Origin of the sequence: Streptomyces sp. S186 (assembly GCF_051603415.1) — a bacterium.
Classification (GTDB): Bacteria; Actinomycetota; Actinomycetes; order Streptomycetales; family Streptomycetaceae; genus Streptomyces.
This window is the reverse complement of the sequence record NZ_CP193932.1, coordinates 4,530,639-4,555,534: the sequence shown is the minus strand read 5'-3', so window position 1 is coordinate 4,555,534 and position 24,896 is coordinate 4,530,639. Positions and strand designations below refer to the sequence as shown.

The following is a 24,896-nucleotide window of genomic DNA, read 5'->3' as shown; positions in this document are numbered from 1 at the left end:
TCGTCGTCAGACCCGCATCGGCTGCGGGGACTCGCGGCGCTCCGGGTCCGGGCCGGGGTACTCGCGGATGGTCTCGTAGCGGGTGTTGCGCTCGACGGGGCGGAAGCCGGCGTCGCGGATCAGCTCCAGCAGGTCGTCGCGGGTGAGCTTGTTCGGCGTGCCGTAGTTGTCGGCGTCGTGCGTGATCTTGTACTCGACGACCGAGCCGTCCATGTCGTCGGCGCCGTGCTGGAGGGCCAGCTGGGCGGTCTGCACGCCGTGCATCACCCAGAACACCTTGACGTGCGGGATGTTGTCGAAGAGGAGCCGGGAGACCGCGAAGGTCTTCAGGGCCTCGGCGCCGGTGGCCATCGTGGTCCGCGCCTGGAGCTTGTTGCGGACCTTGCCGTCCTGCATGTCCACGAAGTCGTGCTGGTAGCGCAGCGGGATGAAGACCTGGAAGCCGCCGGTCTCGTCCTGGAGTTCGCGCAGCCGCAGGACGTGGTCGACGCGGTGGCGGGGCTCCTCGATGTGCCCGTAGAGCATGGTGCAGGGCGTCTTGAGGCCCTTTTCGTGGGCGAGGCGGTGGATCCGCGACCAGTCTTCCCAGTGGGTGCGGTGGTCGACGATGTGCTGCCGGACCTCCCAGTCGAAGATCTCGGCGCCGCCGCCGGTCAGCGACTCCAGGCCGGCGTCGATCAGCTCGTCGAGGATCTCGGAGGCGGACAGGCCGGAGATGGTCTCGAAGTGGTGGATCTCGGTGGCGGTGAACGCCTTGAGCGAGACGCCGGGCAGCGCCTTCTTCAGCTCCCGCAGCGAGCGCGGGTAGTAGCGCCACGGCAGGGTCGGGTGCAAGCCGTTGACGATGTGCAGCTCGGTGAGGTTGTCGTTCTCCATCGCCTTGGCGAGGCGGACGGCCTCCTCGATGCGCATGGTGTACGCGTCCTTCTCGCCCGGCTTGCGCTGGAACGAGCAGTACGCGCAGGACGCGGTGCACACGTTCGTCATGTTGAGGTGGCGGTTGACGTTGAAGTGGACGGCGTCGCCGTTCTTCCGGGTGCGGACCTCGTGGGCGAGGCCGCCCAGCCAGGCCAGGTCGTCGGACTCGTAGAGGGCGATTCCGTCCTCGCGGGTCAGCCGTTCGCCGGCGTGGACCTTCGCCTCCAGCTCGCGCTTGAGGCCGGCATCCATCGACGCAGCCATCGGGTCGCCTCCCACCATCTCTGTCTGTCAACCGGCCGTTTCACGTGAAACCCCGGCAGCTTCCTGCGCTGGCCGTTTCGTGCGGAAAACGGGCCTCGTCGAGCCTACTCCCCCGGTTCCGCGGCGGACGGCGGCCCCTTGGGAGCGGGCCCGGGCCGCCGTCCGCCCTCGGTGTGCGCCCATGGTCCGGGCCCGGCTCAGTCGACCTCGTCGGGGAGTTCGCCGACGCGGTTCTCCCACTTGGTGGAGAGCACGATCGTGGTCCGCGTGCGGGAGACGCCCTTGGTGCCGGACAGCCGCCGGATGGTGCGCTCCAGTCCGTCCACGTCGCCGACCCGGACCTTGAGCATGTACGAGTCGTCGCCGGCGATGAACCAGCAGTCCTCGATCTCGGCGAGGTCCTTGAGCCGGCGGGCGACGTCCTCGTGGTCGGCGGCGTCCGACAGGGAGATGCCGACCAGGGCGGTGACGCCGAGCCCGAGCGAGGCGGCGTCGACCGTCGCCCGGTAGCCGGTGATCACTCCGGCCGCCTCAAGACGGTTGATCCGGTCCGTGACGCTGGGACCGGAGAGGCCGACGAGGCGGCCGAGCTCCGCATAGGAGGCCCTGCCGTTCTCGCGAAGTGCCTGGATGAGCTGCCTATCCACCGCGTCCATGCCCTCAAGCCTTCCAATCTTTCCACGTTTCTGCGTTCTGCATGTAGAATCTAAGGCATACAGGGCTTCGACCCTGCGATTCAGCCAGAATGATCAGTGTCGATCTTTCAACAGGAGTTGTCACCGTGTACTCGATCGAGATGGCCTACGCCCGCATGCGTGAGCTGCAGGACCAGGCCAATCGTTCTCGTGCCGCCCAGCAGTCCGCCACCCCGCGGACCCGGCGCCGCCTGGGCCGCGCCGCCGCCAAGAAGCGCTAACGAGCCTTCGGGGCCTCCCCCTTGGAGCCGCCCCCGAGCTCCCCTTCCCACCGCCGGTACAGCCCGTGCGGCACGCCCGCCGCATCGAGCACCCGGCCCGCGACGAAGTCCACCAGATCCTGGATGTGCGTCGCACCCGCGTAGAACGCCGGAGAGGCGGGCAGCACCACGGCGCCCGCCTCGTCCAGCGCCACCAGATGCTTCAGCGTCGGCCCGTTCAGCGGGGTCTCCCGCACCGCGACGACCAGCGGCCGCCGCTCCTTGAGCGTCACGCTCGCCACCCGCTGCAGCAGGTCCTTCGACAGCCCCAGCGCCACCCCGGCCACACACGCCGTGCTCGCCGGGACGATCAGCATCCCCTTCACCGGATACGAACCGGACGACGGGCCCGCCGCCAGATCCCCGGCCGGCCAGTGCCGGACCGCGGCCAGCGCCTCCTCGCCCACCCGGAAGGTGTCCGGCTTGCCGTCCGCGCCGCGCGCCAGCCACTCCCTGAGGTCGCCGCGCCAGTGCGCGTCCCGGAAGGCGATCCCCGTCTCGTCCAGGAGGGTCAGCCGTGCGGCCCGGCTGACGACGAGATCCACCGCCTCCCCGGCCGCGAGCAACCCGCGCACCACGGACGCGGCATACGGCGTCCCGGACGCGCCGGAGATCCCCACGACCCACGGGCGGCGCCCCGGATCCTGCTTGCTGGTGTCGTTGCTGTGCGGCGGCTCCACGGATCGAGCCTATCCGGCGGAACCAGCGGGGCCGTCACGACCGTTACTACCTGTGCGCCGGTGCGACGCCGGGAGCGGGACCACGGACGCCGACGACGAGGGGGCCTTCAGATGACACCACGCACCGCACGGGCCAGGCCCGCGCTGCTGCTGATGCTGGGCTGGGTGGCGCTGCTGTGGGTCCTGGAGGGCGTCGACACCCTCAGCGGCAACGCCCTCGACGTCTTCGGCATCCAGCCCCGCGATCCGGCCGAGCTGGTCGACGTGGTGCCCGCCGCCTTCCTCCACTTCGGCTTCGGCCACCTGGCGGCCAACACCCTCCCGCTGCTGGTGCTCGGCTTCGTCGCCGCGCTGCGCAGCGGAATCCGCCGGTTCCTCGCCGCGGTGCTGACGATCATCGTCGTCAGCGGGCTGGGCGTCTGGCTGACCGCCCCGCCGCACAGCAACACCGCGGGCGCCTCCGGCGTCGTCTTCGGGCTCTTCGGCTATCTGCTGGTCCGCGGCTTCATCGAACGCAAGCTGCTGGACATCGGGATAGGACTGGGCGTCGGCCTGGTGTACGGCTCGATCCTGTGGGGCGCACTGCCCACCGAGAGCGGCATCAGCTGGCAGGCCCATCTCTTCGGCCTGGCCGGCGGGGTGCTGGCGGCGTTCGTCCTGCGCGAGCGGGGGCGGGCGGTACGGGCACGGGCGGCCGGCGCGGTTGCCGGGCCCGTCCCGTAGCGAGGGCCTGTCGCTGCGCGCCCGCCTGTGCCCTGGTGGAAGCCGGCCGCGCCCGGCCCGGCGCCCCAGGGGCGGAGCCGGCCGCCCGGCCCTCGGATCAGCGCGTCAGAGCGTCAGCCCGCGGGCGAACAGATCGAGTAGCGCGCAGACGAACAGTGCGATTCCGATGAAGCTGTTGACCTGGAAGAACGCGCGGTTGAGGCGCGAGGTGTCGTGCGGGCGCACGATCGCGTGCTCGTAGCAGAAGGCCGCCGCCACGATCACCAGCCCGGCCCAGAAGAAGACCCCGGCGCCGAGGGCGACGCCGTACCACGCCAGCAGCGCGGTGGTGAGGACGTGGCACCAGCGGGCGCCCCAGAGCGCGCCCGGCACGCCGAAGCGGGCCGGGACGGACAGCACGCCGTTGCGGCGGTCCGCCTCGACGTCCTGGCAGGCGTAGATCAGGTCGAAGCCGCCGATCCAGATGCCGACCGCCAGGCCGAGGATCACCGACTCCCAGGACCAGGCGCCGGTGATCGCGATCCAGGCGCCGACCGGGGCCATCGCCTGGGCCAGGCCGAGGATCGCGTGCGGGAAGTTGGTGAAGCGCTTGCCGTAGGGGTAGACCACCATCGGCACGACGGCGACCGGCGCCAGCGCCAGGCACAGCGGGTTGAGCAGCGCGGCCGCGCCCAGGAAGAGCACCACGGCCACCAGCGCGCCGGTCCAGGCGGACCGGACCGACACCGCGCCGGTGACCAGCTCGCGCCCGGCCGTGCGCGGGTTACGGGCGTCGATCTCCCGGTCGATGATGCGGTTGACGGCCATCGCGAAGGTACGCAGGCCGACCATGGCGACGGTGACGAGCAGCAGCCGGAGCCAGTGGACGTGCCGGTCCAGCTGGTGCATCGCGGTGAAGGCCGCGATGTAGGCGAAGGGCAGCGCGAAAACCGAGTGCTCGATGACGACGAGCCGGAGGAACGCCCGTACCCTGCTGTCCGGTTGAGCGGGCCCCGGACCGCCGATGACTCCCTCTGCCGCACTCACAGCCCGTACTCCTTCCAGCGGCGGTCGACCAGCGCCGCGGTCCTCGGGTCCGACTCGACCATGTCCGGCCAGCCGCCGTCGCGGGTGTAGCCCTCCTCGGGCCACTTCCGGGTGGCGTCGATGCCTGCCTTGCCGCCCCAGAACTGCTGGTAGGAGGCGTGGTCGAGGTGGTCGACGGGGCCTTCGACGACGGTCAGGTCGCGGGCGTAGTCGGTGTTGCCCAGCGCCCGCCACGAGACCTCGTGGAGGTCGTGCACGTCGCAGTCCGCGTCGACCACCACGATCAGCTTGGTCAGCGACATCATGTGGGCGCCCCAGATGGCGTGCATCACCTTCTGGGCGTGCTTGGGGTACTTCTTGTCGATCGAGACGATCGCGCAGTTGTGGAAGCCGCCGGACTCGGGGAGGTGGTAGTCCACGATGTCCGGGATGATGATCTTGAGGAGGGGGAGGAAGAAGCGCTCGGTGGCGCGGCCGAGCGGTCCGTCCTCGGTCGGCGGGCGGCCCACCACGATCGACTGGAGCAGCGGGCGGCGCCGCATGGTCACGCAGTCGATCTTCAGCGCGGGGAACGGTTCCTGCGGGGTGTAGAAGCCGGTGTGGTCGCCGAACGGCCCCTCCGGCAGCATCTCGCCGGGCTCCAGCCAGCCCTCGATGACGACCTCGGCGTGCGCCGGGACCTGGAGCGGGACGGTCTTGCAGTCCACCATCTCGATCCGCTTGCCCTGCAGGAAGCCGGCGAAGAGGTACTCGTCGATGTCGCCGGGCAACGGGGCGGTGGAGGCGTAGGTGACGGCCGGCGGGCAGCCGAAGGCGATGGCGACCGGCAGCCGCTCGCCGCGCCGGGCGGCGACCTGGTAGTGGTTGCGGCTGTCCTTGTGGATCTGCCAGTGCATGCCGATGGTGCGCCGGTCGTGGCGCTGGAGGCGGTACAGGCCGAGGTTGCGGACGCCGGTCTCGGGGTGCTTGGTGTGCGTCAGGCCGAGGTTGAAGAAGGAGCCGCCGTCCTTCGGCCAGGTGAACAGCGCCGGCAGCTTCTCCAGGTCGACGTCGTCACCGGTGAGCACGACCTCCTGGACGGGTGCCTCGCCCTTGAGCTTCTTCGGCGGGACGTGCGTCATGTTCGCGAGCTTGCCGAACGCCTCACGGACGCCGACGAAGCCGTGCGGCAGCTCGGGCTTGAGGAGCCCGCCGATCTTCTCGCCGATCTCCTCGTACGCCTTCAGGCCGAGGGCCTTCAGCAGCCGGCGGTCGGTGCCGTAGACGTTCATCGCCAGCGGCATCGACGAGCCCTTGACGTTCTCGAAGAGCAGCGCGGGACCGCCGGCCTTCTGCACCCGGTCCACGATCTCGCCGACCTCCAGATACGGGTCGACCTCGGCCTTGATGCGCGTCAGGTCGCCCTCGCGCTCCAGGGCCCGCAGCAGGGAGCGAAGATCGTCGTAAGCCATGCGCTCCAGTATCCGGTACGCACTACCCTGTACGGGTCACGGGGCCCGCCGAGGGCCTGTCCACACGTGCAGGGGGACCCTCCGCAATGCTCAGGTATCTGCCGTTCCTGTTGGTGCTGGCACTGTGGATCTACGCCTTCATCGACTGCCTCAACACCCCCGAGTCGCAGGTCCGCGGCCTGCCCAAGGTGGTGTGGGTGCTGATCATCCTGTTCTTCGGCGAGGTGCTGATCGGGCCGGTGGCCTGGCTGGTGGCCGGCAAGGAACGGCACCGGGTGGCGGGCGGCGGCGGCAGCACGCCCTCCGAGTGGCACCGCAACCACGGCGCGAACCCCCGGGCGACGTGGGTGGCCCCGGACGACAATCCGGAGTTCCTGCGGTCGCTGCGCGAGGAGAACAAGAAGGACGAGGCGCTGCTGAAGGACTGGGAGGCCGATCTGCGGCGCCGCGAGGAGGAGCTGCGGCGGCGGGAATCCGGGGCCGCCGAGGGCGGGACCGGCGCCGGCGACTCCGACGGCGGTGACGGGACGCACGGCAAGAGCGGCCGGAAGGGCCCCGAGGACACCCCGCCCGCCGCCTCCTGAGGCACCGTCAGGCCCGTCCGGCCCAGCCCCCGTTGCCGGGTCCCGGCCGGGCGGGGAGAGTACCGGCATGGACCAGGCACCGGATCAGGACCGGACGCGGGCGTGGGGGCGGGACCGCGACGCCGTCCGCCGCCACGGCCGCGTGGACGGCCATCACGACGCCGCCGGCGACCCCGCACACCTCCAGGAGCAGGCCCGGGCCATGCTCGCCACCGCCGTCGAGGAGGCGCGGGCGGGGCTGGCCGAGGGCGGCATCCCCATCGGGGCGGCGCTCTACGGGCCGGACGGCACGCTGTGGGGACGCGGCCGCAACCGCCGCGTCCAGGACGGCGATCCCTCGCTGCACGCCGAGATCGCGGCGTTCCGGGCGGCCGGCCGGCAGCGCGACTACCGCGGCACCACGATGGTCACCACGCTCTCGCCGTGCTGGCTGTGCAGCGGGCTGGTGCGCCAGTTCGGCATCTCCCGGGTCGTGATCGGCGAGGCCCGGACGTTCCACGGCGGCCACGACTGGCTGGCCCGGCACGGCGTGCGGATCGTGCTGCTGGACGATCCGGCGTGCGCGGCGACGATGCGCGACTTCATCGGGGCGCGGCCGGAGTTGTGGCAGGAGGACATCGGCGGCCTCTGAGGCCGGGGCCGGCCGCCGCCCCCGTCTGCCCGTCGTGGCGTGCGGGTGGCGCGTAATCCGGTGGTCCGCGGCGCCCGGCCCCGGCAGGATGGGCCGCCATGAGCACCGGCACCACCACCGACGCCGCCGAGCCGTCCCGCCGCATCCGGGCGCTGCACACCGCGGACACCGTCACCGTCTATCAGGCGTACGCGCCGTCCCTGGGCCTGCCGGCCGCGCGGGACGGCCGGTTCCCCGCCGCCTGGAAGCGCGACCGCATGACGTGGATCAAGCCGTCGTTCCTGTGGATGATGTACCGCTGCGGCTGGGGCACCAAGGCCGATCAGGAGACGGTCCTGGCCGTCGAGATCACCCGTGAGGGCTTCGACCGGGCGCTGCGACGGGCCTGCCTGTCGCACTACGTCCCCGGACTGCACCCGGACCGCGAAGCCTGGCAGCGCGCGCTGCGCCACGCCCCGGCCCGGGTCCAGTGGGACCCCGAGCGCGATCTGCGCCTGCGGCCGCTGCCCCACCGCTCCCTCCAGCTCGGCCTGTCCGGCGCGCTGGCGCGGGCCTACGCGGACGAGTGGACGGTCGCCATCCGCGACGTGACACCGCTGGCCCGGAAGATCCACGCCCTGGTCCGCGCCGGCGACGACGCGGCCGCCCGCGCCCTGCTGCCCGACGAGCGCCCGTATCCCGCCCCGGAGGAGGCCCTGGCGCAGCTGCGCTGAGCCGGCCCGGTCACGGCGGCTTTCCGGCCACCCCGGCCGGGCCCGGCTCCCGTTGAGGCGCGGCACGGCGGTCCGCTACCGTGCGGCCTCCTCCAGGGGAGTGGCCGCCTCCCGGTGCCCGTGCCCGGCACCCGGGGGAACTCCCGGGCGTAAGCGGCGTGTCCCCGTCAATCGCCACAAAGGCGTAGCCGGGGCGCTGACCGGCCGGTCGGGCGCTGCCGCAGGTGACGTACAAAACGTAGGAGTGGTCGGCCAACTCGGGTCTGTTCACGGCCATTTGACTCAGCGTTCAGCAACCTCCCCCTGCCCGGGAAACTGCGCCGCCGCCACAGTCGGGACGGCCCACCGAGGCCGCACGCGACTCAGGGAGAGTGGCATTCATGCCGGATATGACCCGACGCAGACTCCTCGGCTCGGCGGCCGGGGCGATCGGTGGCACGGCCGCGCTGTCGTTGCTGCCGCCCAGCGTTCAGAAGGCCGTCGCCGCCGGTCCCCCGCGTCACGGCTCACTGCGCGACATCGAGCACGTCGTCCTGCTGATGCAGGAGAACCGTTCCTTCGATCACTACTTCGGTACGCTGCGCGGCGTCCGCGGCTTCGCCGACCCGCACGCGCTCACCCTCTCCAGCGGGCGGTCCGTCTTCTACCAGCCGGACCCCCAGAACCCCGACGGCTATCTGCTGCCGTTCCGCCTGAACACCCACTCCTCCAGCGCCCAGGCCATCCCGTCCACCAGCCACGCCTGGTCGGTCCAGCACGAGGCGTGGAACGGCGGCAAGATGGACCGCTGGCTGCCCGCGCACCGCAAGGCCGACGGCGTCAACGGCCCGTACGTGATGGGCTACCACACCCGTGAGGACATCCCCTTCCAGTTCGCCCTCGCCGAGGCGTTCACCCTCTGCGACAACTACTTCTGCTCGGTCTTCGGGCCCACCTGGCCCAACCGGCTGTACTGGATGACCGGCACCCTCGACCCGGGCGGCACCCACGGCGGCCCGGTCCTGACCAACACCGCGCCCAAGCCGTACCGCTGGACGACGTACGCGGAGCGGCTCCAGGCGGCCGGCATCAGCTGGAAGGTGTACCAGGAGGAGGACGACTACGGCTGCAACCTGCTGGAGCAGTTCCAGACGTTCCGGGACGCCAAGCCGGGCAGCCCGCTGTACGAGCGGGGGGTGCGGCCGCAGCCGGCCGGCACCTTCGAGGAGGACGCCCGCAAGGACCGGCTGCCGGCGGTCTCCTGGATCATCCCCACCAGTTACCAGTCGGAGCACCCGGACTATCTGCCGGCGGCCGGCGCCGACTTCGTGGCCAGGAAGATCGAGGCGATCGCCGCGAACCCGAAGGTGTGGGCCAAGACCGCCTTCATCCTGAACTACGACGAGAACGACGGGCTCTTCGACCATGTGCCGCCGCCGGTGCCGCCGGCGGGGACCAAGGGCGAGTTCGTCGGCGGCCTGCCGATCGGGGCCGGCTTCCGGGTCCCGTGCCTGATCGTTTCTCCCTGGACGGTGGGCGGCTGGGCGGCCGGCGACGCCTTCGACCACACCTCGGTGCTGCAGTTCCTGGAGCGCTTCACGGGCGTGACGGAGCCCAACATCAGCGACTGGCGGCGGGAGACGTTCGGCGATCTGACGTCGGCGTTCGGCTTCCGCACCCCCGCGCACCGGCCGCCGCGGCTGCCGCGGGACACCGCCGAGAAGCTGGCCGAGGCGCGGTGGGAGGTGGCGCACCTGCCGAAGCCGACGCTGCCGGGGAAGGTGCAGCGGCCGCCGCACCAGGAGCGCGGCGGGCGCAAGCGGCGCTGAGGCGGGCCGCGGCTCCGGCCGAAGGGGCGGCGCGGCTCCCGTACACACGGCGGTGCCGTACGGACCGGCCTGGTGGAGGAGGCCGGGTCCGTACGGCACCGGTGTGTCGTGGGTCGGGCGGGGCGTCAGACGCCGGCGTAGGAGTGCAGGCCGGTGACGAAGATGTTCACGATGAAGTAGTTGAAGAGGTAGCAGACGAAGGCGATCAGGCCCAGCCAGGCGGCCTTGCGGCCCTTCCAGCCGACGGTCGCGCGGGCGTGCAGGTAGCAGGCGTAGGCGACCCAGGTGATGAAGGACCAGACCTCCTTGGGGTCCCAGCCCCAGTAGCGGCCCCAGGCGGCCTCGGCCCAGATGGCGCCCGCGATGATGGTGAACGTCCACAGCGGGAAGACGGTGGCGTTGACGCGGTAGGCGAACTTGTCGAGCGAGGCGGCCGAGGGCAGCCGCTCCAGGACCGAGGTGGCGAAGGCGCCGGGCTGCTTGCCGTCCGGGTCGGCGAGCTTGGCCTCGTAGCGGTCGCGGAAGAGGAAGAGCAGGGTGGCGACCGCGCCGAGGTAGAGCACCGCGCCGGAGAGGATCGCGCAGGAGACGTGGATCCACAGCCAGTAGGAGTGCAGCGCGGGCACCAGCTGGTCGCTGGCGGTGTACAGGACGCTGACGGCCAGGCCCAGGTCGAGCAGGACGGTGGTGACCAGCGGCAGACCGAGCCAGCGGACGTTCTTCTTGAGCAGCAGCAGGACCAGGTAGGCCGTCACCGCGGCCCCGCCCAGGGTCGTGGAGAACTCGTACATGTTGCCCCAGGGGGCGCGCTGCACGGACAGGGCGCGGGTGACGACGCCGCCCACGTGGAGCGCCCAGGCCAGGACGGTCAGCGAGATCGCGATCCGGCCGTAGAGGTCGCCCTTCTCGGTGCCGCCGTGGGCGCCGGGGCCGTCGGGGACGTCACGGCCGCCGGTCGCGGTCCGGGTGACGACCTTGGGGCGCTCCAGGACGGCGGTGCCCCCCCTCTGCGCGCTCTGGGCGCGGGCCGCTGCGGGGGCGGCGGCCTGCGACGTCAGCGCGGCGGCGGTCCGGCCGACCTTGCTGCGGCTGCCGAACACCCACTCGGCCATGTGGGCGACGAAGGCGAGGGTGTAGATCGCCATCGCCGAATAGACCAGCACATTGCTGTTGTGGGCCAGTGTCTCGTTGGCTGCGGCAGCGAGATTCACGCGCGCGCTCCTTCGGAGGGGTCAGCAGGATCGGCAGAGTCGGACGGCTCCGTCGGGTCTTCGGCGGACGTGCCGGGCCCGTCCGCGGTGTCCGCGGCGAGGGGGGCGCTCGGGGTCAGCTCGGCCGCGAGGGCGGCGAGTTCCTCGGCCACCCGGGACGACTCGCTGCGGCCCAGGCCGGCCATCTCGACGACGGTGACGCCGTCGTCGGCGTGCTCCGCGCGGACCCAGACCCGGCGCCGCTGGATGAACAGCGAGGCGGCGAGGCCGAGCAGGGCGCAGACCGCGCCGGTCAGCGCGAGGCCGTTGCCGGGCTGGTGGGTGATCTTGAAGCTGGCCCAGGTCCTGATGCCGTCGAAAGTGATGGAGCCCTGCCCGTCGGGGAGGTTCATCGTGGACTCGGCCGCGAGCTGCTGGGGCGTCAGCTTGGCGCCGGTGTGGCCGAGCATCTGTGCCGCCCGGTCCTTGGGCAGCAGCATCTTCTTGAAGAAGTCGCCGCCGGCGTCCTTGTACTGCGTCATCCGCTTGGTGTCGAGGCGGTAGACGTTCTGCGGCAGGCCGGAGTCCATGCCGAGGTCGCCGTGCCAGGCGTTCACCGACAGGACGGGGAAGTCCGGAGCGGGGAACTGGGAGAACATCGAGCCGGAGTTCTTGCCGCCGAAGGTGGGGACGAACAGCGCCTGGAAGCCGAGCTGGTTGCGCTTGCCGTCCTTGTCCCGCGCGCCGGGGACCTTCACCACGCCGGAGGAGGTGAAGTTCTTCGGATCCTGCGGGAGGAAGGGGACCGCGCCGTGGTAGACGACCTTGCCGCGGCCGTCCTTGACGGTGACGACCGGCGCGTAGCCGTGGGAGAGCAGGTAGACCTTGTTGCCGGCGATGTCGAGCGGGGTGTTCACCTCGATCGACTTCTTGTGCTCGGTGCCGTCGGCGCCGGTGAAGTAGGTGATGTTGGCGCGGAAGGTGCGGGGGGTGCCCTTCTGCGGGCCGGTCCGCTCGTAGGTCGCGTCGAAGGAGTCCATGGTGAAGCCGAACGGCGCCATGGTGTCGGTGTCGAAGAACGGGCCGGAGGAGAAGTCGTCGTACTGGGTGAGGCTGTTGGAGAAGCCGTCGCCCTCGGTGATCAGCTTGCCGCCCTCGGACTTCCACAGACTGCCGGCGGCGAACGCCACCAGCATCACGATCAGCGCGACGTGGAAGAGGAGGTTGCCGGCCTCGCGCAGATAGCCCTTCTCGGAGGCGACCGCGGTGCCCTCCCGGCGGATCCGGAAGCGCCGCTTCCCGAGCATCCGCTCGGCGGCGTCCAGGACCTGCTCGGGCGCGGCGCCGGTGCGCCAGGTGGTGTACGCGGGCAGCCGGGTGAGCCGGCGCGGGGCGGCCGGCGGGCGGCCGCGGAGCTGGCCGACGAACTGCCAGGCGCGCGGCACGATGCAGCCGATCAGCGAGATGAACAGCAGCAGGTAGATCGCCGAGAACCACACCGAGCTGTAGACGTGGAACATCCCCAGCTTGTCGTAGATCCCGCCGAGGGTGGCGTGCTTGTCCTTGAACTCGTCGACCTTGACGGGGTCGATGCTGGTCTGCGGGATCAGCGAGCCGGGGATCGCGCCGATGGACAGCAGGAAGAGCAGCAGCAGCGCCACCCGCATGGAGGTCAGCTGGCGCCAGAACCAGCGCACCCAGCCGGTCGGGCCGAGCGAGGGGAGGGAGACGTCCTCCTTGGGCGCGGTGCTGAGCTGGGATCCGGCGGTGCCGAGATCACCGCTCCCGTCGGCGGCGGCGCCCGGCTCGTCCGTGGTGTCGGTCTTGGTGGACATCAATCAGATCCCAACGGTGATGCTTTGCGTCCAGCTCTGCAGCTGGGACATCAGGGTGTCCCAGACGCCGGTGACGAGGAGGATGCCGAGGGCGATCATCATGCCCCCGCCGGCCCTCATCACCCAGACGTAGTGCCGCTTGACCCAGCCGAAGGCGCCGAGCACCCGGCGGAAGGCGAGCGCCACCGCGATGAACGGCAGCCCCAGGCCCAGGCAGTACGCGACGGTGAGCAGCGCGCCGCGGCCGGCGCTGGCGTCGTAGAAGGAGAGGGTGTTGACGGCGGTGAGGGTGGGGCCGAGGCAGGGCGTCCAGCCGACGCCGAAGAGCACGCCGAGCACCGGCGCGCCGGCCAGCCCCATCGCGGGCTTCCTGTGGAACCTCAGCTCGCGCTGGCCGAACCGCTTCAGGACGCCGGCGAAGGCCAGCCCGAGCAGGATCATCAGCACGCCCAGGACGCGCGAGATGACGTCCTTGTAGTCCTGGAGGGTCTTGCCGAAGAAGCCGAAGAGGGCGCCGCCGGAGACGAAGACGGCGGTGAAGCCGAGGACGAAGAGGGCGGCGCCGGCCAGCATCCGGCCGCGCCGGGCGTCGGCGAGGTCGGTGCCGGTGACGCCGGTGACGTAGGACATGTAGCCCGGGACGAGGGGCAGCACGCAGGGCGAGAAGAACGAGACCAGGCCGGCGAAGAGGGCCAGCGGGACGGCCGCGATCAGGGCGCCGCTGAGGACGGTCCGGTTCTCCGCTGCGGTGGCGGCGAGCGCGATCACGCGATCACTTCTCGGCGATCAGCGGGGCGACCATCTTGCGCAGGTCGTCCTCGGCGAGCGGGCCGATCGACCGTGCGGCGATCCGGCCCTGCCGGTCGATGGCGATGGTGGAGGGGATCGACTGCGGGTTGAGGCTGCCCTTGGGGAAGCGCAGCATCAGCTTGCCGGTGGGGTCGTACAGGCTCGGGTAGGGCACCTTGTGCTCTTCCTCGAACTGGGTGGCCTGCGACTTCTCGGCGTCGCGGGTGTTGATCCCGACGAACTGAACGCCCTTGTCCTTGACGTCGTTCGCGACCTTGGCGAAGTTGGGGGCCTCGGCGATGCAGGGGCCGCACCATGATCCCCAGACGTTGACGATGACGACCTTGCCCTTGTAGTCGGCGACGTCCAGGTGCTTGCCGGTGGTGGTCTCGCCGGACAGGCCGGGTGCCGGCTGCCGCTCGTCGGGCTTGACGGTGTCGACACCGTTCTTGCCCTGGACGAAGCGGGTCTGCGCCGAGCCTCCGGCGGCACCGTCGCCGCAGGCGCTCAGCGTCAGCGAGGCGGCCGCGGCTCCCGCGGCGTACACGGCGAGACGGCGGCGACTGGTGAGGCGGCGGAGGGCGCGGCTGTCACTCATGTGAAAAGTTTCGCATGGGCCGATTACGGATCTTCCGCGCCCCCCTCGCCCCGTCGCGCCCCGGACGAAGGTGCATGTCAGGCCCTGCGGAACGCTTTCTTCCGGCGCGTCCCGCGGGCCTCGCGGGGGTGCCGGGCGGTCAGACCTGGGAGAGGAAGCCGTGCCAGCCGCCGGCCGGCCGCTGGCCGACCCCCATCCCCTGCAGCTTGCGGACGATCCGCGGATCCTGGGCGTCGAGCCAGTCGGTGAACTGCCGGAAGGAGACCAGCCGGACGTCCTTGCGCTTGTCGTCGGCGATGTGCTTGAACGCCTCCTCGACGGCGTCCATGTAGATGCCGCCGTTCCACTGCTCGAAGTGGTTGCCGATGAAGAACGGCGCGCGGTTGGTCTCGTAGGCGCGCGTGAAGCCCTTGACGTACGCCTCGGTGGCCTGCTTGCGCCAGCCCGGGTAGTTGGCCGGCGGCGCCTTGGTGGAGTTCTGGGACTGGTTGGCCAGGATGTTGTAGTCCATCGAGAGCACCTCGAAGGAGTGGCCGGGGAACGGTATCTGCTGGAGCGGGTAGTCCCAGAGGCCGTTCTTCTTGCGGGGCCACACCTGGCGGCCGCCGGGCGAGCTGGCGTCGTAGCGCCAGCCCAGCTTGCGGGCGGTGGGCAGCAGGTTGTCCTGGCCGAGCAGGCAGGGGGTGCGGCCGCCGACGAGTTCCTTGCGGTAGTCGAAGGGCAGCGGCTCGGCGTCGCGGAAACCGGTGTGGGTACGCCACTTGGTGACGAAGGCCATGGCCTGGTCTATCTCGGACTGCCACTGCGCGGGCGTCCAGTGCTTCACGCTGCCCCGGCCGGCGCAGAAGTGGCCGTTGAAGTGGGTGCCTATCTCGTGCCCGTCGAGCCATGCCTGCCGGACGTTGTCGAGGGTCTCGCGTATGTGCCCGTCGCTGAGGTAGCCGATGTCGGAGGCGCCGGGCTTGTTGTTCGGCGGGAGGTAGAGGTGCTTCTTCCCCTCGGGCAGCAGGTACAGCCCGGAGAGGAAGAAGGTCATCGCCGCGCCGTGGTCCTTGGCGAGCTTGCGGAACCGGGGGAAGAGGCCGTTGCCGACCTCTCCCGCCCCGTCCCAGGAGAAGATCACGAACTGCGGCGGGGTCTGCCCCGGCTCCAGCCGCTCGGGCGGGCCGGGCTGGTGGGGCTGCTTGCCGGAGTCGGCGGTCGAGCCGTCGCCGATGGGCTTGGGGCGGGCCGGCGACGCGTCCTTGACCCGCCGGCCCTCGCCGTCCTGCCCGGAGGCGGCACACCCTGCGACGCCCAGGGCGGCGGCCGCCCCCACTCCCATCCCCAGCAGACCCCGCCGACTGATCGCGCCCATGACGTCGTTCCCCATCCGTACTCGAACTCGATATCCAAAATCGGACATCTTCGAAGAGGGTGTGGCGGACGACGGGGTTCCGTGCTATGGACGCGAATTTTTCATGTCCGGCGAGTTTGACATGTCGCTATATGACGCCACGTCAGGCCCCAAATGCCTTGGACTTCCCCTTCGCCGGCTTGGCGCCGGCCAGCAGGTGGGCGGGGACCAGGTCACGCGCCGGTTCGCTGTACCCCACCGAGATGATCTTGTCGCCGTGGAAGGTGAACGACGTCAGCGAGGCCAGGGTGCACTGCCGCTTCCGCGGGTCGTGCCACAGCCGCCGCCGCTCGGCGAAGCTGCGCACGATCCAGATCGGCAGCTGATGGCTGACCGCCACCGCCTCGTGGCCGCGGGCCGCGTCCCGGGCCGCGCCGAGCGCCGCCATCATCCGCACCACCTGCTCGATGTACGGCTCGCCCCACGAGGGCCGGAACGGGTTGGTCAGGTACTTCCAGTTCCCCGGCTTCTTCAGCGCGCCGTCGCCCACCCCGAAGGTCTTGCCCTCGAAGACGTTGGCCGCCTCGATCAGCCGCTCGTCGGTGGCGATCTCCAGGCCGTGCGCCCCGGCGATCGGCGCCGCGGTCTCCTGCGCACGCTCCAGGGGCGAGGCCACCACATGCGTGATGTCCCGGCCCGTGAGGTGCTCGGCGACCTGGTCGGCCATCTTCCGGCCCAGGTCGGAGAGGTGGTAACCGGGCCGGCGCCCGTAGAGCACGCCCTCGGGGTTGTGCACCTCGCCGTGCCGCATCAGGTGGACGACGGTGATCTCGTCGCCACTGGTCCCGCCACTGCTCATCTCGCCCGTCCTCCGGTCCGTGCCGCCGGTGCCGCTCATGCCGTCGCCTCGGCGGCGGCCCGGGCGGCGGCCGGCAGCGCGGCGGCGATCCGCTCGACCGCCGCGTCGTCGTGCGTGGTCGAGACGAACCACGACTCGAACGCGGACGGCGGGAGGTAGACGCCCTGCGCCAGCATCGAGTGGAAGAAGGCGGTGAAGCGGAACGACTCCTGCGCCTTGGCCGACGCGTAGTCCGTCACCTCGCCGTCCGTGAAGAACACCGAGAACATGTTCCCGGCGGCCTGGAGCCGGTGCGCCACGCCCTCCTTGGCCAGCGCCGCGGTGACCAGCCCGCGGATCTCCGCGGAGACCGCGTCGACCTTCCCGTAGGCGGCGTCGTCCAGCAGCCGCAGCTGTGCGACACCGGCGGCGGTGGCGATCGGGTTCCCCGACAGCGTGCCCGCCTGGTACACCGGCCCGGCCGGGGCGAGGTGCGCCATGACGTCGGCCCGGCCGCCGAAGGCCGCGGCCGGGAAGCCGCCGCCCATGACCTTGCCGAACGTCATCAGGTCCGGGCGGACCCCGTCGATGCCGTACCAGCCGGCCCGGCTGACCCGGAAGCCGGTCATGACCTCGTCGGAGATGTAGAGCGCGCCGTTCTCGCGGCAGAGGTCCGCCAGGCCCTGGTTGAAGCCCGGCAGCGGCGGGACGACGCCCATGTTGCCCGGCGACGCCTCGGTGATCACGCAGGCGATCTCGCCCTCGTGCGCGGCGAACGCGGCACGGACGGCGGCCAGGTCGTTGTACGGCAGCACGACGGTGTCGCCGGCCTGCGCGCCCGTCACCCCGGGGGTGTCCGGCAGCCCGAACGTCGCCACACCCGAACCGGCCGCGGCCAGCAGCGCGTCCACGTGCCCGTGGTAGCAGCCGGCGAACTTGATCACCTTGGCGCGCCCGGTGAACCCGCGCGCCAGCCGGATCGCCGACATCGTCGCCTCGGTGCCGGACGACACCAGCCGCACCTGCTCGACGGGCGCGACCCGGGCCACGATCTCCTCGGCCAGTTCGACCTCGCCGGCACCGGGCGTCCCGAAGGACATCCCGCGGGCGACCGCCTCCTGGACCGCGGCGATCACCTCGGGGTGCGCGTGGCCGAGAATCATCGGCCCCCACGAACACACCAGGTCGACGTATTCCCGGCCATCGGCATCGGTGAGGTACGGACCGGTACCGGACACCATGAACCGGGGCGTACCGCCCACGGCCCGGAACGCCCGCACCGGAGAGTTCACGCCGCCGGGCGTCACCACGGACGCGCGGTCGAACAGCGACTGCGAAACAGGGGCTTCATAAGGAAAAGACACTGGGATCCTGACCTGCGTATACGGGGGAGGAGGGCGGCGGCGCACGGACACGGCCCGGCTGACAGCGGTGCGGGAATCGCCCCGCGGACCACCCGGCCCGCCCGTGCGATTCCCCTTCATTCCCTCTTGGTTTCTTTTTTCGTTCCTCTCGCTCGCGACCGGGCGTCAGCCCCCGCGCGTCTGCGAAACTGGGGCGTCGTACGAGTAAGTCACGCAAGCAATGGTCTCAGAGGCGCACGGGGGCGTGCGGCCGGGCGTTTCACGCGCCGGTGACGGGGGAGGTCTCTGGGACGATGATCGGGTTGCGCGGCTGAGGCTGCGAGTGGTCGGGTGGAGATATGCATCGCGGTGGCGAACTGGGCGAGGGAACCAATGACCGGGGTCCCGAGCGCGCCCAGCGCGGCCGTCACCGGCGCGAGGGCTCGGAGAACCCCGGCGACGACCGGCGCAAGGGCACCGAGAGCATTACGGGCGGGGAAAACAGGGGCGGCCGCATGGGGGTGACGTACAAATACTTCGGCGCGCCCAACGGCGCCACGGCCGCCCGGGTCCCGATCTCGATGCGCCCGGAGGAACTCGGCGGCGACGAGCTCGGCATGGGCGGCATGTTCACCAAGATCAAGCCGGAGACCATGGCGGCCATGGTCCTCACCGGTATAGAGGGCATACCGCTGCACAAGGTCCCCCCGCTGGAGCTGGTCGTCCTCCATCCCGACTACGCCGTCGTCAAGCTCCCCATGACCGTGGTCGACCCGCTGCGCGGCGTCGGCGAGGAGTCCGTCGGCGCGGCCGCCTTCATCTGGTCCACCGTCCCCGACCGCGGCGGCCCCCGCGACGCCTTCAGCGTCTACCAGCTCCTCCACGAGTGGCAGGACTTCTCCCACCGCCTCCACGAGGCCGGACATCAGGCTTACTGCCTGGTGTGGCCGTAGGCGGGGAGGCGAGGGCCGGCGGGGCGGGTCGGACCGGGGGTGGAATGACCGGGCCGGGTGGGCGGATCGGTCCGTGTGCCGGCTCCGGCTCGTCGGCTCGGGAGCGTCGGTCCGTTGGTCGGCCCGTTCGTCGGCTCCGGCTCTCGTCGGGGCCGCTCGTCCTCGGGCCGGCGGGGGCCGGGGCGGGCCGTCGGCTCGGGGTTCGCTTCACCACGTCGGGCGGGCCGAGACGCCGCCGTCGACGACGAGATCGTGGCCGGTGATCCAGGAGGCCATCGGCGAGGCGAGGAAGACACAGGCGTCGCCGATGTCCTCGGGCCGCCCCAACCGGCCGGTGGGCGCCGCCTGTTGCCAGCGGGCCACCCCCTCCGGCCAGTCCTCGGCCAGGCCGGGCCGGGCGATCAGCCCCGGCGAGACGCTGTTGACGCGGATCCCGTACGGCCCGTACTCCAGCGCCGCGGCTCGGGCGTGCATCACCACGGCCGCCTTGGACGCGCAGTAGTGGGCGTGCCGCGGCGCCGGGCGGTCCGCCTCGATCGAGGCGACATGGGTCACCGATCCGCCGCCGGCCGCGCGCAGCTCCGGCACCGCGGCCTGGGTGCATGCGAAAACGCTGTGCACATTGGGGTCGGCGACGGCCCGCCAGTCGGCGAGCGTCATCCCGGCCAGCTCCTGGGTGGGCTGCACGCCCGCGTTGTTGACCAGTGCGGTCAGCCGGCCGCGCCAGCCGGCCGCCTCCGTCACCAGCCGGTGGCACTCCGCCTCCACGGCGAGGTCGGCGCGCAGTGCGAGCGCGCTCCCGCCACCCCGCTCGATCTCCTCGGCCAGCGCCCGCGCGGCCGCTCCCCCGGACCTGTAGTGCACCACCACGTCCGCCCCGGCCACGGCGAACCGCATCGCGATCCCCCGGCCGATCCCGCCCGACGCCCCGGTGACCAGCACAACCTGCCCACCGAGATCGGGGAGGCCGGGGTGGCCGGCATGGCCGAATCCGCCCTGCTCGCCGGCCCGTTCGGAAGTACCGGCCACTTCCCCACCGTTCGGCTCATGAGGGGTCCGCGCCACTGTCATGCCCGGCTCAGCGCCCCGATCCGCGCCGCCTCCCGCGGGAACCGCGCGGCCAGTCGCCCCGCCTCCCCGTGCTCGTAGTCCTCGTCGGTGAAGCCGGGCGCCATCGTGCAGCCGAACAGCGTCCAGGAACCGCCGGCGGCGACCTCGGCGGCCATCCAGGTGCCGGCCGGCACCGTGAACTGCACGTGCTGGCCGGCCAGCACGTCCGGACCGAGGACGACCGTACGGGCGGTGCCGGGGCCGACCGCGCCGCCCACGCCACCGGAACCACCGGAGCTACCGGAGCCGCCGGAGCCGCCGGTTTCGGAGAGGAGGAGCAGGGTGAGCGGGTCGCCCCGGTAGAAGTGCCAGATCTCGTCGGCCGGCAGCCGGTGCAGCGCGGAGAAGACGCCCGGCTCGGCGGTCAGCAGCATCACGATCGCCGACCCCTCCGGCCGCCCGTCCGGCCGTTCCTGCCCTACCCAAGTGCGCCGGTACCAGCCGCCTTCCCGGGGCAGCCGGGTCAGTCCGTAGAAGGCGATCAGCTCCTGCGGGAAGTGGTCCCGGGGCATCGCGGGGTGCTCGTCCATCCGTCTGGCCGCCTTCCGCTCGTCCGCCGTGCCGTGGGGTGGTCCACCGGTCCACCCGGCCGGGCGTCCGGCGCCTCCTGGTGGCGCCTCCTGGCCGGTTGCCGCCTCACCCTAGGGGCGGGAGGGGTGCAGGACGCGGAACGAGCGGCAGAATCGGGCCATGTCTGCTCCCGACGCCGTCTCCCCGGTTACCGCCACCGCCGCCAACTCCCCTGCTTTTTCCGGACCTTCACCCGCCTCTCCTGCTGGCACGGTTCCCTGGGACACCATCGACGCGCTCGTCGGCTGGCTCGACCGGGAGAGCGTGCTGCCGGCGGAGCAGGAGCGGCTGCTGCGCCTCCTCAAGCTCTCGGAGGAGGCGGGCGAGGTCGCCCAGGCCGTCATCGGGGCCACCGGCCAGAATCCCCGCAAGGGACGCAGCCACAGTTGGGAGGACGTCCACGCGGAGCTGTGCGATGTGATCGTGACGGCGATGGTGGCGCTGCGGACGCTGACGCCCGAGGCGCGGCAGGTCTTCGAGGGCCATCTGCGGCGGGTCGCCGAGCGGGTGCCAGGGCCTCGCTGCGACCGCCCCCGCTAGGGTCGTTCCGCCGTCATATAGCGCTGGATGGTGGGCGCCAGCCAGGCGACGAGTTCGTCATGGCTGAATTCGACGGCGGGCGGGACCCGCAGGACGTAGCGGCACAGTGCCATGCCCAGGATCTGCGACCCGATCAGGGCGGCGCGGCTCGGTGCCTCCTCCGGTACCGCGCAGATCGCGTCGAGCAGCGGACGCACCTGCTCGGCGAAGATCTGCCGCATGCGTTCGGCGCCCGCCTCGTTGGTGACGCCGACGCGCATCATCCCCGTCAGCGTCTCGTCGCTCTCCCACAGCTCGATGAAGTGGCGGACGAGCCGGGCGCCGCGCTCCTCCGGCGGGACCTTCGTGAGGTCCGGGGCCCGCAGATCGATCTCCGAGGCGGCGGCGAAGAGGCCCTCCTTGTTGCCGTAGTAGCGCATCACCATCGACGGGTCGATGCCCGCGTCCCGCGCGATGGCGCGGATGGTGGCGCGCTCGTAGCCGTCGGCGGCGAAGCGGTCCCGGGCGGCGGCGAGGATCGCGGCGCGGGTGGCGTCGGAGCGGCGGGGACGCGGGTGGACGCCGGCGTCGGCGGCCTCGGCGGCGACCGGGGGCGGGCCGGCGTCGACCTCGGGACGGACCGCGGGGGTGCGGGAACGGGCACCGGCACGACCGGCGGCGGGGGCGCGGGAAGCATCGCGTTCGACCATGCCAACAAATGTAGGCCAACGAGCGTTGACACGCGAGTTGCGAGGGTCGTAGGCTTGCCAACAAGCGTTGACCAACACGCGTTGGCAGGAGGCGGTAATCATGGATGCTCTCAACCGCGAGCCGGAAGTCACCAGCGACGACATCGACGACAACACCGACAGCGGCAGCCCGCGTCCCGGCCGGGAGGCGGACGTGATCGTCGTCGGCGCCGGCCCGACCGGTCTGCTGCTCGCCGGCGATCTCGCCGAGGCCGGTCTCGCCGTCACGCTCCTGGAGCGCCGCGACGACACCACCAGCAATCTCAGCCGGGCGCTTGCCGTGCACGCCCGTTCACTGGAGCAGCTGGACGCCCGCGGGCTCGCCGACGAACTGATCGCCGGGGGCCACCGCCTCCCCGCCCTCCGGATGTTCAGGGGCGCGGCACTCCCCCTGAACCGACTCCCCAGTCGCTTCCCCTTCGTCCTGATAACGCCGCAGTACGAGGTCGAGCGGCTGCTGCTACGCCGCGCCCGGCAGGCCGGCGTCACCTTCCGGCACGGATCCGAGGTGCTGGGCCTCGATCAGGACGCGGAGGGGGTGACGGTGCACTTCCGTACGGTCGAGGACGCGGCGGAGGGGGCGGCGGCCGAGGGCGTCCGGAGCCTGCGCGCCGCCTATGCGGTCGGCACCGACGGCGCCCGCAGTGCGGTGCGCGAGGCGATCGGGCTGCCGTTCCCCGGCAAGGCGGTGATCCGGTCCGTCGTCCTCGCCGACGTCCGGCTGGCCCAGGCACCCGAGTCCCCGTTCACGCTCGACGCCAAGGGTGACTCCTTCGCACTGATCGGCTCGTTCGGCGACGGCTGGTATCGCGTCATCGGCTGGAACCGCCACGCCCAGGCCGCCGACGACGCCCCCGTCGATCTCGACGAGGTCCGCGAGGTCACCCGCCTCGCCTTCGGCACCGACTACGGCATGCACGACGCCCGGTGGATCTCGCGCTTCCGCAGCGACGAGCGGCAGGCGCCCGCCTACCGCGTCGGCCGGGTCTTCCTCGCCGGCGACGCCGCGCACGTCCACTCCCCGGCCGGCGGCCAGGGGATGAACGCGGGCCTCCAGGACGCGGCCAACCTCGGCTGGAAGCTGGCGGCGGTCGTCAGGGGCCACTCCCCCGACGGCCTGCTGGACAGCTATCAGGACGAGCGCCATCCGGTCGGCAAGTTGGTGCTGCGCAGCAGCGGCGCCATCCTCAGGGTCGCGCTGGTGCGCTCCGCGCCGGGCCGGGCACTGCGCGGCCTCATCGGCCGGCTCCTGACGCGGGTACGGCCGTTGGCCCGGCGCGCCATCGGCCAGGTCTCCGGTATCGACCTCGCCTATCCGGCCGGACCGGGTGCCCATCGGCTGGCCGGCCGGCGCGCCCCCGACATCCGCCTCGCCGGCGGCGGGCGGCTCTACGAGCTGCTCCGGAAGGGCAGGTTCGTCCTGATCACCCCCGAGGACGAGCTGCCGCCGGAACTGCCGGAGGGCTCTCGCCCGGTGGCCGCGCCCGACCGGGTCGTCACCGCATCCTGGGCGAGCGGACGGCGGACGGCTCTCCTGGTGCGCCCCGACGGCTATATCGCCTGGGCCACCGATGCCACCGTCCCCGCCGAGCGCGCCGAGGCGCTTCGCACCGCCGTCACCCACTGGACCGGCATTCCGGCCGTCCCCGCCCCCGCCCCCGCGCCTCAGGAGCCGCTGCGCGCCGGCGCGCGGATATGAACCGCCGGTGACCGGCCCCGGCCCCGCCCCGGCCCCGCCCGCCACCGGCCCCTGGCCCCCCTCGCCGTCCGCTGACCTCGCCCGCCCGGTCTGCCTGCTTACGCTGAGCGGCATGCTCATCGCCCGTTCCGCAGTTCTGTTCGTCGTCGCCGCACTCTTCGAGATCGGCGGTGCGTGGCTGGTGTGGCAAGGGGTGCGGGAGCACCGGGGGTGGGCGTGGATCGGTGCCGGGGTGGTGGCCCTGGGGATCTACGGCTTCGTCGCGACGCTCCAGCCGGACGCCCACTTCGGCCGGATCCTCGCCGCGTACGGCGGGGTGTTCGTCGCGGGCTCGCTGGCCTGGGGCATGGTCGCGGACGGCTACCGCCCCGACCGCTGGGATGTCCTCGGCGCGCTGATCTGCCTGGCCGGCATGGGCGTGATCATGTACGCCCCGCGCGGCCGCTGAGGCCCGACCGGCCTCGGGCCGGTCCCCCGGACCCTGCGCCACGCGGCCGGACCCCGCGCCACGCGACCGGTGGGCACGCCCCACGTCCGGTCGGGACGCCCCACGTCCGGTCGGGACGCCCCACGTCCGTTCGGCGCGCCCCTCGACCGTTCGGTGCGCCCCTCGACCGGTCGGCGCGCCCTGCGACCAGTCGGCCCGGAGCCCCCTCCGGCCGCCAACTCGGCGCCCTACCTTGCATATCCTGGCCACACGCACCACCCGCAACACTCGCACCACGGCTCACTGTCCGCACACGCACCGTGTAAAGGGAGCGCACCATGACCGCCGACACCGCCGGCCTCCGTACCGCCGTCGTCACCGGAGCGAGTGGCGGTATCGGCGCCGCCACCGCCCGCGCGCTGGCCGCCGCCGGCTACCGCGTCGTGCTCACCGCCCGCCGCAAGGACCGCATCGAGGCCCTCGCCGACGAGCTGCCGCACGCCGAGGCGTGCGCGCTCGACGTCACCGACCGCGCCGCCGTCGACGCCTTCGCACGCTCCCTCGACCGCTTCCCCTCCGTCGACGTCCTGGTCAACAACGCCGGCGGCGCGCTGGGCGCGGAACCCGTCGCCACCGGCGACCCGGCCGACTGGCGGGCGATGTACGAGGTCAATGTGCTCGGCGTGCTCCATATGACGCAGGCGCTGCTGCCCGCGCTGACCGCCTCCGGCGACGGCACCGTCGTCGTCCTCTCGTCCACCGCCGGGCACGCGACGTACGAGGGCGGCGGTGGATACGTCGCCGCCAAGCACGGCGCCCATGTCATCGCCGAGACGCTCCGCCTGGAGCTGTGCGGCGAGCCGGTACGGGTCATCGAGGTGGCGCCCGGCATGGTCAAGACCGAGGGGTTCGCCACCACCCGCTTCCGGGGCGACGCCGAGAAGGCCGCCAGGGTCTACGAGGGCGTGGACGCGCCGCTCAGCGCGGAGGACGTCGCCGACACCGTCGCCTGGGCGGTCACCCGCCCCCCGCACGTCAACATCGACCTGCTGGTCGTCCGCCCCCGGGCGCAGGCGTCCAACACCAAGGTCCACCGCAGCAGTTGAGCCAGGCGGGAGGCGGAGGGTAGGTACGGGGTGAGGGCAGGAAGGGCCGGCTCCCGACGGCGGCCCTCCCCGCCCCGGCCC

General features: G+C 72.1%; 26 protein-coding genes. 11 read left to right on the top strand and 15 right to left on the bottom strand.

Features of this window, described 5'->3' with window-relative positions; all coding sequences use genetic code 11:
• Positions 1 to 6: 6 nt before the first annotated feature.
• Positions 7 to 1,170, bottom strand: coding sequence for an aminofutalosine synthase MqnE (gene mqnE / locus ACRAS8_RS19585; RefSeq protein ID WP_018538855.1), 1,164 nt, complete (start codon positions 1,168 to 1,170; stop codon positions 7 to 9).
• Positions 1,171 to 1,379: 209 nt separating this feature from the next.
• Positions 1,380 to 1,838 (bottom strand): Lrp/AsnC family transcriptional regulator, encoded by a 459-nt coding sequence (locus ACRAS8_RS19580; protein ID WP_018538856.1) that lies wholly within the window; start codon positions 1,836 to 1,838, stop codon positions 1,380 to 1,382.
• Between the two features lie 125 nt (positions 1,839 to 1,963).
• Between ACRAS8_RS19580 and ACRAS8_RS19575 the strand changes: the two genes are divergently transcribed.
• Complete coding sequence (locus ACRAS8_RS19575; RefSeq protein WP_018538857.1) at positions 1,964 to 2,098, top strand: hypothetical protein; 135 nt, start codon at positions 1,964 to 1,966, stop codon at positions 2,096 to 2,098.
• On the opposite strand, the gene ACRAS8_RS19570 is transcribed toward ACRAS8_RS19575, so the two are convergent.
• On the bottom strand, positions 2,095 to 2,817 hold the full coding sequence (locus ACRAS8_RS19570; RefSeq protein ID WP_438487326.1) for a UbiX family flavin prenyltransferase: 723 nt from the start codon (positions 2,815 to 2,817) through the stop codon (positions 2,095 to 2,097). The genes ACRAS8_RS19575 and ACRAS8_RS19570 overlap by 4 nt on opposite strands.
• Before the next feature lie 111 nt (positions 2,818 to 2,928).
• Here ACRAS8_RS19570 and ACRAS8_RS19565 point away from each other — a divergent pair, with 111 nt between their 5' ends.
• Positions 2,929 to 3,540 carry a rhomboid family intramembrane serine protease gene (locus ACRAS8_RS19565; protein WP_438487325.1) on the top strand — a complete coding sequence of 204 codons (612 nt, stop codon included), beginning with the start codon at positions 2,929 to 2,931 and terminating at the stop codon, positions 3,538 to 3,540.
• A 105-nt stretch (positions 3,541 to 3,645) separates the two neighbouring features.
• Here ACRAS8_RS19565 and mqnP read toward each other — a convergent pair whose 3' ends face one another.
• Positions 3,646 to 4,566 (bottom strand): menaquinone biosynthesis prenyltransferase MqnP, encoded by a 921-nt coding sequence (mqnP, locus tag ACRAS8_RS19560; protein ID WP_438487324.1) that lies wholly within the window; start codon positions 4,564 to 4,566, stop codon positions 3,646 to 3,648.
• Positions 4,563 to 6,017 carry a menaquinone biosynthesis decarboxylase gene (locus tag ACRAS8_RS19555; protein WP_438487323.1) on the bottom strand — a complete coding sequence of 485 codons (1,455 nt, stop codon included), beginning with the start codon at positions 6,015 to 6,017 and terminating at the stop codon, positions 4,563 to 4,565. The genes mqnP and ACRAS8_RS19555 overlap by 4 nt, the downstream gene beginning before the upstream one ends.
• A gap of 86 nt (positions 6,018 to 6,103) precedes the next feature.
• Between ACRAS8_RS19555 and ACRAS8_RS19550 the strand changes: the two genes are divergently transcribed.
• From ACRAS8_RS19550 to ACRAS8_RS19535, 4 genes are all read left to right on the top strand, one after another.
• Positions 6,104 to 6,601: a PLD nuclease N-terminal domain-containing protein gene (locus tag ACRAS8_RS19550; protein WP_438487322.1), complete on the top strand. Its 498-nt coding sequence runs from the start codon at positions 6,104 to 6,106 to the stop codon at positions 6,599 to 6,601.
• A gap of 67 nt (positions 6,602 to 6,668) precedes the next feature.
• Positions 6,669 to 7,232: a nucleoside deaminase gene (locus ACRAS8_RS19545; RefSeq protein ID WP_438487321.1), complete on the top strand. Its 564-nt coding sequence runs from the start codon at positions 6,669 to 6,671 to the stop codon at positions 7,230 to 7,232.
• A 98-nt stretch (positions 7,233 to 7,330) separates the two neighbouring features.
• On the top strand, positions 7,331 to 7,945 hold the full coding sequence (locus ACRAS8_RS19540; RefSeq protein WP_438487320.1) for a DUF4291 domain-containing protein: 615 nt from the start codon (positions 7,331 to 7,333) through the stop codon (positions 7,943 to 7,945).
• Positions 7,946 to 8,325: 380 nt separating this feature from the next.
• On the top strand, positions 8,326 to 9,753 hold the full coding sequence (locus ACRAS8_RS19535) for an alkaline phosphatase family protein (RefSeq protein ID WP_438487319.1): 1,428 nt from the start codon (positions 8,326 to 8,328) through the stop codon (positions 9,751 to 9,753).
• Between the two features lie 125 nt (positions 9,754 to 9,878).
• Here ACRAS8_RS19535 and ccsB read toward each other — a convergent pair whose 3' ends face one another.
• The 7 genes from ccsB to hemL all read right to left on the bottom strand — a co-directional run bounded on the left by ccsB (position 9,879) and on the right by hemL (position 17,703).
• Positions 9,879 to 10,964, bottom strand: coding sequence for a c-type cytochrome biogenesis protein CcsB (gene ccsB / locus ACRAS8_RS19530; RefSeq protein ID WP_438487318.1), 1,086 nt, complete (start codon positions 10,962 to 10,964; stop codon positions 9,879 to 9,881).
• Positions 10,961 to 12,778, bottom strand: a complete 1,818-nt coding sequence (resB, locus tag ACRAS8_RS19525) for a cytochrome c biogenesis protein ResB (protein ID WP_438487317.1) — start codon at positions 12,776 to 12,778, stop codon at positions 10,961 to 10,963. Before resB ends, ccsB begins: the two co-directional genes overlap by 4 nt.
• 3 nt (positions 12,779 to 12,781) lie before the next feature.
• Complete coding sequence (locus ACRAS8_RS19520) at positions 12,782 to 13,546, bottom strand: cytochrome c biogenesis CcdA family protein (RefSeq protein WP_438487316.1); 765 nt, start codon at positions 13,544 to 13,546, stop codon at positions 12,782 to 12,784.
• 4 nt (positions 13,547 to 13,550) lie between these two features.
• Positions 13,551 to 14,165: a TlpA family protein disulfide reductase gene (locus tag ACRAS8_RS19515; RefSeq protein ID WP_438487315.1), complete on the bottom strand. Its 615-nt coding sequence runs from the start codon at positions 14,163 to 14,165 to the stop codon at positions 13,551 to 13,553.
• Between the two features lie 139 nt (positions 14,166 to 14,304).
• Positions 14,305 to 15,522, bottom strand: a complete 1,218-nt coding sequence (locus ACRAS8_RS19510) for a hypothetical protein (protein ID WP_438487314.1) — start codon at positions 15,520 to 15,522, stop codon at positions 14,305 to 14,307.
• A 142-nt stretch (positions 15,523 to 15,664) separates the two neighbouring features.
• The gene (locus ACRAS8_RS19505; protein ID WP_438487313.1) at positions 15,665 to 16,360 is read right to left on the bottom strand and encodes a histidine phosphatase family protein; all 696 of its coding nucleotides are present in this window, start codon (positions 16,358 to 16,360) and stop codon (positions 15,665 to 15,667) included.
• Positions 16,361 to 16,395: 35 nt separating this feature from the next.
• A complete protein-coding gene (gene hemL, locus ACRAS8_RS19500) occupies positions 16,396 to 17,703 on the bottom strand; it encodes a glutamate-1-semialdehyde 2,1-aminomutase (protein WP_438487312.1) in 1,308 nt (435 codons plus the stop codon).
• Between the two features lie 338 nt (positions 17,704 to 18,041).
• On the opposite strand from hemL, the gene ACRAS8_RS19495 reads away from it, so the two are divergent.
• Positions 18,042 to 18,635: a hypothetical protein gene (locus tag ACRAS8_RS19495; protein WP_438487311.1), complete on the top strand. Its 594-nt coding sequence runs from the start codon at positions 18,042 to 18,044 to the stop codon at positions 18,633 to 18,635.
• 207 nt (positions 18,636 to 18,842) lie between these two features.
• Here the strand turns inward: ACRAS8_RS19495 and ACRAS8_RS19490 are convergent, their stop codons facing one another.
• Positions 18,843 to 19,706, bottom strand: a complete 864-nt coding sequence (locus ACRAS8_RS19490; protein WP_438487310.1) for an SDR family NAD(P)-dependent oxidoreductase — start codon at positions 19,704 to 19,706, stop codon at positions 18,843 to 18,845.
• On the bottom strand, positions 19,703 to 20,275 hold the full coding sequence (locus tag ACRAS8_RS19485) for a cupin domain-containing protein (RefSeq protein ID WP_438487309.1): 573 nt from the start codon (positions 20,273 to 20,275) through the stop codon (positions 19,703 to 19,705). The genes ACRAS8_RS19490 and ACRAS8_RS19485 overlap by 4 nt, the downstream gene beginning before the upstream one ends.
• A 160-nt stretch (positions 20,276 to 20,435) precedes the next feature.
• On the opposite strand from ACRAS8_RS19485, the gene ACRAS8_RS19480 reads away from it, so the two are divergent.
• Entirely contained in the window at positions 20,436 to 20,855 is a 420-nt protein-coding gene (locus tag ACRAS8_RS19480) for a MazG-like family protein (protein WP_438487308.1), read from the top strand.
• Here the strand turns inward: ACRAS8_RS19480 and ACRAS8_RS19475 are convergent.
• Positions 20,852 to 21,544, bottom strand: a complete 693-nt coding sequence (locus ACRAS8_RS19475) for a TetR family transcriptional regulator (protein ID WP_438487307.1) — start codon at positions 21,542 to 21,544, stop codon at positions 20,852 to 20,854. The two genes, ACRAS8_RS19480 and ACRAS8_RS19475, sit on opposite strands and share 4 nt — an antisense overlap.
• Before the next feature lie 100 nt (positions 21,545 to 21,644).
• On the opposite strand from ACRAS8_RS19475, the gene ACRAS8_RS19470 reads away from it, so the two are divergent.
• The 3 genes from ACRAS8_RS19470 to ACRAS8_RS19460 all read left to right on the top strand — a co-directional run bounded on the left by ACRAS8_RS19470 (position 21,645) and on the right by ACRAS8_RS19460 (position 24,815).
• On the top strand, positions 21,645 to 23,282 hold the full coding sequence (locus ACRAS8_RS19470; protein ID WP_438487306.1) for an FAD-dependent oxidoreductase: 1,638 nt from the start codon (positions 21,645 to 21,647) through the stop codon (positions 23,280 to 23,282).
• Between the two features lie 112 nt (positions 23,283 to 23,394).
• Positions 23,395 to 23,730, top strand: coding sequence for a YnfA family protein (locus ACRAS8_RS19465; RefSeq protein ID WP_438487305.1), 336 nt, complete (start codon positions 23,395 to 23,397; stop codon positions 23,728 to 23,730).
• Positions 23,731 to 24,047: 317 nt separating this feature from the next.
• Positions 24,048 to 24,815, top strand: a complete 768-nt coding sequence (locus ACRAS8_RS19460; protein ID WP_438487304.1) for an SDR family NAD(P)-dependent oxidoreductase — start codon at positions 24,048 to 24,050, stop codon at positions 24,813 to 24,815.
• Positions 24,816 to 24,896: the final 81 nt, after the last annotated feature.